We start from the raw sequence: 11,891 nt of genomic DNA, 5'->3' as shown, positions 1-11,891 counted from the left end.
CTCTCTTATTCTCCTTAGGCTGCTTTAGAGCTTTATGTTAAAAAAACTAAACCATAGTTTTCTGCCCCGCAACTCATGGTTTTCTGCCAGGGAAGTCATAGGTTGGCCGATGTGAAATCGTAGTATTCTGCCTTCTCTTGTCCTTATTCTAACGATAAATGATGACCGGCATTGGTCATCTATTATGACCCGTTAAAGCCATCATATAAGCCCATTTGCCCCTCCATCTCCCGTTGTCCCCATCTCCCCCTCATCAACCGGGCAGAGTTAACAGGTTAACAGTTAACACCCCAAAAATGCATACTCCCCCTCCCACACATATATAAAAATAAGTATATATATATATTTAATAATAAGGTACGCAAGGGGAAAGTAGGAAAAAACAGCTGTTAACTGTTAACCCTGTTAACCCCTGCTGCTCCCAGATGCTCTTTTAGGAAATTTAAACAAGTATGCTTGGTGGGTTCATCAAAAAGCCGTACTTTTGTACCCGACTATAACAACATCAAACAAAATACAGCAACATCAAACAAAATACAACATAAAAACAATAATAACAACATAAAATGAAGAAACTGAAATTCCATATAGTAGGTCTTACCCACAACGACGTGAAGGGTCGTGAGGTAGAATACGCCAGGGAGGCAGAGGGCAGAACCATCTGCCTCGTGCCCGATGACGCCAATCCCTTTGATATGCTGGCAGTGAAGGCTTACGACAAGCAGCTTTTCATCGGCTATGTCTCAGCCCTGGAGGGCGAGGACGTAAGAGCCCTCATCATTGCCCGGAAGGGCAGGAACCTGCGCACCCGATGCTTGGGAAGCAACAGCAAGGAGGGAGGCGATGAGAAGTCGGGACTCCAGCTGATAGTGGAGGTGCGGATAGATGTATCTGAGCAGGAGATAGAGCAGGCGCGCAGGGAAATCTATGATGACAGAATCTATGACGACTGGCACTATTCCGGACCCATTCTGCCCATCGACAAGCTGACCCGTTTCAGCGATTGCACCATGATGCTGGAAGGCGTCATCAACGACATCATCAGCATCCAGGAGCAACTCTCACGGGATTCAGATTCCTCTCATGATTCAGATTCCGCAGATGCCGATAAGAATCCCCTTGGTGCCGATTCCCGGTCGGCGCTGGAGGCAGAGCTGCGCGACAACCTGGAAGAGGCTAGGGAGCGGCTCAGCAGCTTCATGGAAATACAGCGGAGCGATTATTCCCGCGAAATGACCCAGACAAGAAACCGGATCCTCAACAAGCTCTATCTGATAGATGATGAGGAAATCCATCGCATGGGCGAAGTCCTGACTACCGAACTGGGATTCATCACCAGTTCCGCTTATCGTGAACGGGCAGCCCAGTCGTTCTTCGTAGATGCGCCTATCGCCCTCAAGCAGAAGCAGACGGGTGCCTACGACTATAAAGACCAGCTGGACGCCATAGAAAAGCAGCTCTATGCCTTCCCATATTCGCTCTATCCCACGTTCAAGGCCGACCCGGTAGATTTCCTCCGCCAGGTATTCTATAAGCGTGTGCCCCGCAAGATGATGCTCCAGCTGCTCTCGGGCATCGTACTGATGATTATGAACGGCAGGGTGAGCGATGTGAAGCAGTGGGGCAAGCACGGCAACGAGGAGGCGCTGCTGGCGATGAAGGCGATGAAGGCGGTGGGTGCCAAGCCTTCGAACGAAGTGAAGAAAGAGAAATTCATGGAACTGGTTGATTTGGTAATTCCGAAGATAGCGGTTTATAAGAAAAAAGGCTGTCCTGAAGTGCTGGTGAAAAGGCAATCCGACTGGTTTCCTGTGTTCCGCCTCTTAAACGGGTGGGGGCTATTCAATATGGGAACTCCTACAGCCTTCTGCAAACATCTGGCCCACCTGTATGAAAAACTACCTCCGGAGAATACGGAGCGTGCTCCGCTCTGCAAATGGAAGGATCTTGCGCAGGTGAAATCTGACCCATTCGAATATGCGGCTCTGGAATGGTGGAAACTTAGTTCAGATAAGTTGGGCTCGGTAAGCTTAGAAAGATTCAATCATTATTGCGATATTGTGAATGTTTTCAAGAAGATTTTGGGCGCAACAGCTTTTTTGGAGAATGTGGACTTGAAGGAAATCTTGCCGAAACAGGTGGATAAGGAAGTGCCAGACTCGGACACCAAGAATGATGACGAGATGACGGCGGAAGATGGTAGCTAGCGGGGTATATTAATACCTCGCTTATACCCCTCCTATACCCTTTGATGATTCTTTATACCTTGTTTTATACCCTCTTTATACCCCTGCTTTTTTATTTCAAAAAAAACTTGTAAACGGCTATTTTTTTGTTTATCTTTGCATCGCTTTTCGGAAGAGAAGTGGCTGGTTTTCAGTAATCCAGTCATTGTATAATCTAAATAATATTCAAATGGTAAACAACAATCTTTCTTTTGATGAGTGCAAGCAGATAAGCCGTCGTCTCATCGCCATGAACCCTAACCGCAATGCGAATATGGGTAAGATTTCCACTTGTCTTCTCGATTACTACACCGAGCTTACCAAGCAGCCTTGGCTCTGCACCCTCGTAGGTCAGATTCGCGACCTCACCGCCAAGCAGAAGCAGATGCTGCAGCAGGCGGCTGAGGCTGTGGATGCTGCGCAGTATCAGAACGAGGATGACCTTGCCTTCGCCATCATCAAGAAGCAGGAGGAGGTGAAGGCAGGCGAGACCTTCAAGCAGCTCGACAAGCAGATTTCCGTCCTCAAGAAGCAGTTGCCGTTCCGCTCTCCTCATTACTTCCACTTCCTCGATGACCATCGTGCCCAGAAGACCATCGACCCGGAGGCTTTCACCTTCCAAACCACCGTTGACATCGACAACCCGGAGGAGGTGGAGACGGCGGTGAAGAATGCTCTGCTGCTGAACGGAATGTTTGATGATCCTGCCGAGAAGCTTTTCAGAGAGAAGCTTTTCTCTGCCGATGACATCGAGCTTTGGAAGGGAAAAGTGCTTCACGTGGAACGTTCGGCTCGCAACAAGGCGCACATCGACATCCGTATCCCTGTCGGAATGACCATCGCTGAGGCTCAGAGCGCCTTCTGCAAGCTCATCCATGCCACCGAAGACCCTAGCTGCGTTACGCCTGAGCGCATCATCTTCATCACCGATGCCGTGAGCCAGATCTATACTGCCGACGACTGGTACAAGCACCTGGATAAGGAAGCCGTGGCAGAATATCGTGAGGCTTACAGAAAGAGAGGACTGGATATTGACGGTCGTCCGATGGATATTGATTCTGCTCCAACCGTAGATTTCCAGCCTATCGAGAGCGAGGAGGAGAAGGCGAGAAAGGCAGCCAATGCTGCGCAGTATGAGCAGACATACGATGGCGTTCCTTATGAGGAGATTACCAAGGCGCTGGTGGAGCTGATGGGCGGTGCTCCTGCCCATGGCAACCGCAACAACTTCATCTATCGTGAAGCCTGCCTGCTCAGATACATCTGCAATAGCGAGGCGGCTTGGATTAAGCAGGTAATCGAAATCTTCGGCGAAGACGAGGCGAAGGCGTTCGCCTCTGTAGAGAGTGCCTGCAAGGTGGCTCAATCCTCGGAAATGCCTCAGCTCGTGAAGCAGGCGGTGGAGCTCGCCCGCAAGAACTATCTCGCCAAGCAGGCCACCGAGAAGGCGGGAATCTACGCCGATGTTCCCCCTCAGATGCCTGCCCGTTTGCCTAAGCTCATCAAGCTGCTCACCAGCAAGGTGCCAGCCGATTTCAAGGCGCCTGTGGCGATGGCGGTCTTTCCTCCGCTTGCCGCTCATCTCAAGGGCGTCAACTTCCGCTACATCGACAATCAGGTACATGAGGCAGCAATGATGAATCTGCTCGTAGCACCGATGTCGTCAGGCAAATCAGCGGTAAACGGACCTATCGACTGCATCATCGAAGACCTGGTGCAGATGGATAAGGTGAACCGTCAGAAGGAGCAGGATTGGAAGGACGAGGTGAACACCATGGGCGACAATAAGAAGAAGCCGGTGCGTCCGGAAGACATCTGCATCCGCATCGTTCGCCCGACCTTACCCGTGCTGCCTACATCCAGCGTCTCGACGATGCGCAGAAGGCTGGCGACGCTTATCTCTACTGCAAGATGGACGAGGTGGACATGCTCAAGAAGTTCAACGACCCTAGCCAGCTGATTCGTCTCTGCTGGGATAATTCTGAGGATGGTCAGGAGCGTGTGGGCACCAAGAGCGTTACTGCCCGCGTGAAGACCCGTTTCAACTGGAATGCTTCCAGCACCATCGCCGTTACCCAGAAGTTCTTCTCGGTTCGTGAGGTGGCTGATGGAGCCGTGAGCCGATTGTCGCTTGCCACTATCTTCCTTCCCGAGTTCGCTCCTTGTCCGGTTGTGGGGAATTATGATGCGCAGTTTAAGTCGCAGCTGGCTCCTTACATCCATCAGTTGAATGCCGCCAGCGGTTCCAAGGAGTGCAGGAAGGTGCGCCAGCTTATCGAGCGCCTGGGCAGTGAGCTTATGGAACTGGCTCAGTTGGCTTACAACAAGCCTTACGCCGAGTTTGCCAAGCGTGGTTTGGCGAATGGTTTCCGCAGGGCGATGGTGCTCTATCTGGCGAATGGCGAGAAGTGGGAGAAGGCGATAGAGGATTTCATCGTATGGAGCGTGAAGTATGATTTGTGGTGCAAGATGCGTTTCTTCGGCAATCAGATGCAGGAGGCGATAGATGCAGACAACCGTTCTATCTATCATGCATCCGGTGTGAGCAATCTTCTGCTCTTCGTTCATGATACTTTTGATAAGGCTGAGATTCAGGAAGTCTGCATGGTTCATGGCACCAAGACGAAGCTTGCTGTCCTCCTGTGCACCTGGAAGAAGCGTGGCTTCATCGTGAAGAACGAGGATAATACCTTCTCCAAGACGGCTAAGTTCATCGCCAAGTATGGTCATTACGGAACGCCGGGAATGGCAGCGTAGGTTTTGTTCTTATTGGGTGTTTTTAAGGAAAAAGAAATCGGGCAGTTAACAGGTTAACAGTTAACAGCCCGATTTTCTTTGTTTCTCTTTATTTTTCTTTGTTTCTCTTTATTTTTCTTTGTTTCTCTTTATTTTCCAAGATAAGGCTTCAGGATTCTAACCCAGTTCTGGTAGCCTTTTCCGAGCAGATGCAAGCCGTCGTTGGTGTAATCCGGGTTCATTTCCTGAGTTCCAGGGGTCACGAACTCAGAGAAGAGGTCGATGTAGGTCAAGCCACGTCGGTTTGCGATATCCTTGATCAGGGCATTGAGGGCAGGGACATCCTTGTTGTGGTTCGTGTGCTCAACAAGAAACTACTTGAAAATCAAGGTGGTGAGCCTGTCTTTATCGAACAGTTCCTGAGCCACGGCTTGAATCTGGGCGGCGGTAATCTCATCCACCTGCTCGTAGAGGCGGTCAACGTTCTTCTCCCAGCCATAGTGCAGGAAGCTCTTGCCGAAGTCGAGGGCGAAGTTCTCGCGGTTGTCGCAAGCCACGCCTATCTGGCCCTTAATCTGTTTCTTGGCAGCCTTGAGCTGCGCATCGCTCAATGGCTTCTGCATGAACTTATCCAGCTCCTTGCGAACCAGGCGGAGGCAGCGCTTCACGTCGTGCTCATCGCAGCCGAAATAGATGCTCCAGGTGCCCGTGTCGCCATAAGCCACCATCGTGCTTTCTACGGTGTAAACCAAGCCGTTGTGCTCTCTGAGGGCGAGGTTCAGTTTGGCGTTCATACCCGGTCCGCCCAGCATATTATTAAGCAGATAGAGCGGCATTCGGCGGTCGTCGTTCACATCGTAAGCCTGGGTTCCAATCATCACATGAGCCTGATGGGTATTCTTCTGCATCACGATTGTCTGGCCAGCAACTTTACTTTGAACATTGAACTTTGAGCTTTGAACTTTATGATTTGCATCGCCTGCTTCCATTTCTTCCGTAGGTGTTTCGCCAGTAGGCGTTTCTTTTGTAATCCTTTCATCCGTAGGTGTTTCGCCAGTAGGCGTTTCTTCTGCAATCCTTTCTTCCGTAGGCGTTTCGGCGGATTTGCAATCCGCCGAGCAAGCAAGCTCTCGGCCTTTTGGGCACTCTCCCAAAGCCTTCTGGATAAGCTTCACCAGCTTCTTGAAATCAATATCCCCGTATGCGAAGAATATCGCATTATCCGGCCGGTAAAGCTTCTGCGTGAACCTCAGCGCATCCTCCGTCTTGAAAGCCCGAACCTGCTCGGCAGTTCCCAGGATATTGTGCCCCAGCGGCGAACCCTTGAAGAGGATATTCTCAAACTCATCATAAATCAGTTCGGCAGGCGAATCATTATAGCTCTCTATCTCATCGCAGATTACCTCCACCTCCTTATCTATTTCCGCCTGCGGATAAACCGAGTGGAAGACGATGTCGGAAAGCAGGTCCACGGCCCTTGCGATGTGCTCCTTCAGGATGGCGGAGTAATACACCGTGCCCTCCTTGTTGGTGTAGGCATTCAGGTCGCCGCCCACACTCTCCAGACAGTTGAGAATGTGCCAGGCTTTTCGGCGCTCGGTGCCCTTGAAGGTGACGTGCTCGCAGAAATGAGCCAAGCCCTCCTCGCCCGGCTCCTCGTTGCGGGTGCCGGCGTTTATCTGATAGCCGCAATACACCACCTGGCTATCTGATGGCAGGTGGATGATGCGGAGTCCGTTGTCTAATGTATAAGTATTATATTTCATTTCAAGGTGCAAAGTTACATTGAAAATGTAATTTATCCAAAATATTGGGCATTTATTTTGCATTATCGCCAAAAAGAATTATCTTTGTCCCCAAAAAAATATAAATAGAGACATAAAACAATGCGTAAGGTTATAGGAATAGGAGAGACCGTGCTTGATATCATCTTCAAGAACGGCAAGCCGATAGAGGCAGTACCGGGTGGCTCATCGTTCAATGCAGTCATCTCGTTGGGACGTGCGGGCGTGAACGCTTCGTTTATCAGCGAGGCGGGCAACGACCGTATCGGTGAGTATGTGATTCAGTTTCTGAGAGATAATGGGGTGAATGCCGATAATGTGAGCATCTTTCCGGAATCGAAGTCGCCGCTCTCGCTGGCGTTCCTCGACGAGAACAACAATGCCGACTACATCTTCTACAAGGACCATCCCCACGACCAGCTGGAATTTGCCACTCCCGAAATCAATCCTGGCGACATCGTGCTCTTCGGTTCGTTCTTCGCCCTGAATCCGGTGGTTCGTCCTCAGGTGGCAGGTTTCCTGGAGTACGCCAAGAATCACGGTGCCATCCTCTATTACGACATCAACTTCCGTGCTTCTCATCAGAATGAGATCATGAAGATTACGCCTAATCTGATAGAGAACCTGGAGTATGCTGATTTTGTGCGTGGCAGCCACGAGGACTTCGGAATCCTCTACAAGAAACCGGAGGCGGATAAGGTGTATAATGCCGAAATCAGCTTCTACTGCAAGAAGTTTATCTGCACCCAGGGCGCTGAGCCTGTAGAGGTGAGAGCCGAGAACGGCTTTGCCAAGAGTTATCCTTCGGAGAAGATGAAGCCGGTGAGCACCATCGGAGCCGGCGATAACTTCAATGCCGGTTTCGTATTCGGACTGATCAAGGATGGAATCACTCGCGAGGATATCGACCGTGGATTATCTGAGGCGCAATGGGATAGCCTCCTGAAGAGCGCCCAGGAATTCTCCACCGAATGCTGCAAGGACATCTACAATTATGTTTCCAAGGAATTCGGAGAGCAAAAGAAGAAGGAATTATAAAAATATAAGGATATGACAGAAATTACAAACAAGATTTATTACGTAGGCGTTAACGACCGCAACAAGCATCGTTTCGAGGGCCTCTGGCCTTTGCCTAACGGAGTGAGCTACAACTCGTATATCATTGACGATGAGAAGGTAGCGTTGGTAGATACAGTAGAGGTAGATTTCTTCACCCAGTTCCTCGAGAACATTCACGAGGTGATTGGCGACCGCGAAATCGATTACCTCATCATCAACCACATGGAACCTGACCACAGCGGCTCCATCGCCCTCATCAAGAAATATTACCCTAACATCAAGATTGTGGGCAACAAGAAGACTCTGGGAATGCTCGAAGGCTTCTACGGCGTAACAGATGATGTGGTAGAGGTGAAGAATGGCGAAACCCTGTCTTTGGGCAACCACGATCTGAGCTTTGTCCTTATCCCTATGGTTCACTGGCCAGAAACCATGGTATCCCTCGATGCAAAGAACAAGGTGCTCTTCTCGGGCGATGCGTTCGGCTGCTTCGGCGCGCTGAACGGCGGAATCATCGATACGGAAATCAACTGCGAGACTTTCTGGCTGGAGATGGTTCGCTACTACTCAAACATTGTGGGTAAGTATGGAATCCCTGTTCAGAATGCCTTGAAGAAGTTGGCTGGCGTGGATCTGGATTACATCTGCTCAACCCATGGTCCGGTTTGGCACGAGCATATTGAGAAGGTTATCGGCATGTATGATAAGATGTCGAAGTATGAGACGGAGCCAGGCTTGGTCATCTGCTACGGCACCATGTACGGCAACACCGAGCGTATGGCTGAAATCATCGCCCGTGCAGCAAGCAAGGCAGGTGTGAAGAACATCGTAATGTATAATATCTCGAAGACTCACCACAGCTACATCCTGCGCGACATCTTCCGCTACAGGGGGCTTATCGTAGGTGCTCCAACCTACAATGCCGGTCTTTATCACGAGATGGAGGTTCTCCTCTCCGAACTTGCCAATAAGGACGTCAAGAACCACCTCTTAGGCTGGTACGGTTCTCATTGCTGGGCAAGCAAGGCTGTGGCTAAGATTCAGGAGTGGAACGAAACCAAGCTCCACTACGAGCCAGTGGGCGAGCCGGTAGATATGAAGCAGGCGATTACTCCAGAGGTAAAGGCGCAGTGCGAGGCGCTGGGTAAAGCGATGGCAGAGAAGCTGTTGGCAGAATAAAAGTTTAAGGGCGGAAGAACAACTGGGGGTTAACAGAGTTAACAGTTAACAGTTGTTTTTCCGCTCTTTTTCTATTCACTTTCAACCGTACAGCTCGAACATTTTCTAGATTTTATCATTGATATTTCCCCTTGTGTGCCCTCACACATACTTTTTTCTATGTTGCTAGCAAAAAAGTTGGTGAAAGATGTGCAACTTTTCGATTATTTTGTTTACCTTTGCAAGTGGATACCAATTCTGCTCACGCCGAGTTGAGGCTTCTTCCTTCTTAATTGATGGGTGATGCTGAGAAGAGGAATAGGGAGGGTTGAGGTATTCCGACATAACAATAAGGCGTTTACTTGACGCTTTGTTCTTGACGTTCTGAAACTTCGCAACTTTCTTACACTGTCACGAACAACGCAACGGTAGATGCTCTCGGGATGTGTTTATCCACATCCCTTTACTGGTATGGCATATTGTGTAATGCAATGTGTCTTATACTTGTATTGGGATAAGTGTATTCATATCGGCGTGGGCTTCGACGTTGCTCGTTCAACAGTGTAGGGCAATGCGAAGGCCTCAGAACGTGGGACGAGCAGCAAGGAGATCCCACGCTTTCTGTTTTTTTTTAGCTGCTAGCCTTGGGTGATTGGGTTGGTTTGGAAAGGAAACGATATGGATTTTTTAAAAGCAGAAGAACTTCGTAAATTATGGGGGAACAAACCTTGTTCACATCCTAAATTTGAGAAAGAAACTCATTTGGGGTGGGGCTATGTAGAGGAGAAAACTGGTGATTATGTTTGCACGCAATGTGGACAGGATTTTACTAAAAATGAATACAATAAAATCATCGCAGAGCGCAATAAAAATCAATAAACTTTTTGTGTATGGGACAATTTAAAACTTCTTTGAAGCCTGATGACCTCAAGCTTTTATATGACGTTCTGTATCAGTATGAAAATGAGGGGAAGCGTAATCATAAGGGATATTTCTATATGAAAGTGCCATTTGAGATTAAAAACAAAGTTTCTTTGATTCATGATACAAGCAAAAATAAAATAAAGCTGAGTTTCCCAGAGACACCAAATACTCTGTGTTACAAGGGAAAGGAGGTTTGTAAACCGTTATTTAAGCATTTGCGCAATAGTTTTGCTCATGCTTGTATTGAGCGTGAGGGTGACTATTATGTCATAAATTCACAGATGAATCCTAAATGTCAGATTTGTGGAAAAGTAAAAAGAAAAGATTTTAAGGATTTTGTTACAGCAATATTAGCAACAAAAGAATAATAATTTAAGAAAAGATATATGAGAACATTTACATTAAAAGGTCTGTTTGTAACAGCAGTATTTATGCTGTTGGGGTGCTTGGCAATCCATGCAGCTGATGGTGATTTGATAACAAAGCAAATCACTATCAAATTGGAAGAGGCAGGAACTTTACCAAGTAAGATTGGGGATACAAAGAAATATAAGATTACCAATCTTAAGATTATGGGTGAGATTAATGGCACTGATCTTCGTTTCATACGCGAAATGGCGGGGTGTGACTATAAGGGAATGGGCACTGAGGGAAAGTTGGTGACTTTGGATCTCTCAGAGGCTAAAATAGTGGAGGGAGGAGATTTTTATTATGGTTATTATGATTATTATGATCATAATTCTTATTATTATACAACATCGGATGATGTCATCGGTGATTATGCTTTTAGTGGTTGCAGCAGCTTGACCAGCCTCACCCTTCCATCCAGTGTCACTTTGATAGGTGGTCATGCTTTTGAGAAGTGCAGCGGCTTGACCAGTCTCACCCTTCCTTCCAGTGTCACCTCAATAGGTGAGTTTGCTTTTAGGTACTGCAGCGGCTTGACTAGCCTCACCATTCCTTCCGGTGTCACCACGATAGATTATTATGCTTTTGCAGATTGCAGAGGCTTGACGAGCCTCACCCTTCCTTCCAGTGTCACTTCGATAGGTGGTCATGCTTTTGCGTGGTGCAGCGGCTTGACCAGCCTCACCCTTCATTCCAGTGTCACTTCGATAGGTGATTATGCTTTTGCGTGGTGCAGCGGCTTGACCAGCCTCACCCTTCCTTCCAGTGTCACTTCGATAGGTGGTCATGCTTTTGAGTCGTGCAGCGGCTTGACCAGCCTCACCCTTCCTTCTAGTGTCACCGAGATAGATTGGTCTGCTTTTGAGAGGTGCAATAATTTAAAAGAGTGTAATTGTCTCTTAGATTCTGATTTAGAAACCTGCCTTGCTTATAGTCACGACGATTGGACAAAGATTCCCGTTGATGAAATTAAATACTATCACAATGGGCAGGAACTTACAAAGTTAGAAATACCTTCTGGTGTGGATAAAATTGGCAGTTATTCTTTTTATAAAGGTGTAAACTTGACTAGCTTGACCCTTCCTTCCAGTGTCACCTCAATAGGTAGTTCTGCTTTTGAAGGTTGCAGCGGCTTGACCAGCGTATATGTAAGTTGGAAATCTCCTTTATCAATTTTTGCTTCTACTTTTAAGGATGCAAATACGGAAAAATGCATCTTGTATGTTCCAAAAGGGACTTATGATGATTATTGGCTTTCAAATTGGGGTATATTTGCAAATATCGTAGAGTATGATGCAACTGGCATCAATCATATTATGACCTCTGGCGATGCTAAGGAAATCTCTCGCTATGCAGCGGATGGTCAGCGATTGGAAGTGCCTGCCAAGGGCTTGAACATCGTGAAGTATAGCGATGGCTGCGTGAAGAAAGTTGTTGTTCAATAGTATAGTATGCTTATTGGAGATTTCTTATTGGAGATAATAGATAAGATTTTAGAATGATTAAGAGCGGAAGAACAACTGGGGTTAACAGAGTTAACAGTTAACAGTTGTTTTTGAGAGTGTAAACTAAACTGTGTCAAGCTACAATAAAAAGT

Annotated in this window: 9 protein-coding genes and 1 pseudogene; 8 read left to right on the top strand and 2 right to left on the bottom strand. The window is 47.8% G+C overall.

Features of this window, described 5'->3' with window-relative positions:
* The first annotated feature begins 566 nt into the window (after positions 1-566).
* From DXD25_RS15230 to DXD25_RS15220, 3 genes are all read left to right on the top strand, one after another.
* Positions 567-2,207: a hypothetical protein gene (locus tag DXD25_RS15230; protein ID WP_117664245.1), complete on the top strand. Its 1,641-nt coding sequence runs from the start codon at positions 567-569 to the stop codon at positions 2,205-2,207.
* A 208-nt stretch (positions 2,208-2,415) separates the two neighbouring features.
* The gene (locus DXD25_RS15225) at positions 2,416-4,185 is read left to right on the top strand and encodes a hypothetical protein (protein ID WP_117664244.1); all 1,770 of its coding nucleotides are present in this window, start codon (positions 2,416-2,418) and stop codon (positions 4,183-4,185) included.
* On the top strand, positions 4,137-4,982 hold the full coding sequence (locus tag DXD25_RS15220; protein WP_117664243.1) for a hypothetical protein: 846 nt from the start codon (positions 4,137-4,139) through the stop codon (positions 4,980-4,982). The genes DXD25_RS15225 and DXD25_RS15220 overlap by 49 nt, the downstream gene beginning before the upstream one ends.
* A gap of 128 nt (positions 4,983-5,110) precedes the next feature.
* Here DXD25_RS15220 and DXD25_RS16775 read toward each other — a convergent pair.
* Both DXD25_RS16775 and DXD25_RS15215 read right to left on the bottom strand, forming a co-directional pair.
* A pseudogene (locus DXD25_RS16775) lies at positions 5,111-5,254 on the bottom strand (sialate O-acetylesterase); the annotation flags it as partial.
* An 81-nt stretch (positions 5,255-5,335) separates the two neighbouring features.
* A complete protein-coding gene (locus tag DXD25_RS15215) occupies positions 5,336-6,727 on the bottom strand; it encodes a pitrilysin family protein (RefSeq protein WP_117664242.1) in 1,392 nt (463 codons plus the stop codon).
* A 120-nt stretch (positions 6,728-6,847) separates the two neighbouring features.
* On the opposite strand from DXD25_RS15215, the gene DXD25_RS15210 reads away from it, so the two are divergent.
* The 5 genes from DXD25_RS15210 (at position 6,848) to DXD25_RS15190 (ending at position 11,739) form a co-directional block, all read left to right on the top strand.
* On the top strand, positions 6,848-7,783 hold the full coding sequence (locus tag DXD25_RS15210) for a carbohydrate kinase (protein ID WP_117664241.1): 936 nt from the start codon (positions 6,848-6,850) through the stop codon (positions 7,781-7,783).
* Between the two features lie 12 nt (positions 7,784-7,795).
* On the top strand, positions 7,796-8,983 hold the full coding sequence (locus tag DXD25_RS15205) for an FprA family A-type flavoprotein (RefSeq protein WP_117664240.1): 1,188 nt from the start codon (positions 7,796-7,798) through the stop codon (positions 8,981-8,983).
* 657 nt (positions 8,984-9,640) lie between these two features.
* Positions 9,641-9,841, top strand: coding sequence for a hypothetical protein (locus DXD25_RS15200; protein ID WP_117664239.1), 201 nt, complete (start codon positions 9,641-9,643; stop codon positions 9,839-9,841).
* Between the two features lie 11 nt (positions 9,842-9,852).
* Positions 9,853-10,254: a hypothetical protein gene (locus DXD25_RS15195; protein ID WP_117664238.1), complete on the top strand. Its 402-nt coding sequence runs from the start codon at positions 9,853-9,855 to the stop codon at positions 10,252-10,254.
* Between the two features lie 18 nt (positions 10,255-10,272).
* Positions 10,273-11,739, top strand: coding sequence for a leucine-rich repeat domain-containing protein (locus tag DXD25_RS15190; protein WP_117664237.1), 1,467 nt, complete (start codon positions 10,273-10,275; stop codon positions 11,737-11,739).
* Positions 11,740-11,891: the final 152 nt, after the last annotated feature.

The organism is Prevotella sp. TF12-30, from assembly GCF_003436715.1.
Classification (GTDB): domain Bacteria; phylum Bacteroidota; class Bacteroidia; order Bacteroidales; family Bacteroidaceae; genus Prevotella; species Prevotella copri_A.
Note: the sequence above shows the minus strand (reverse complement) of the source record. Positions and strands in the feature narration are given on the sequence as shown.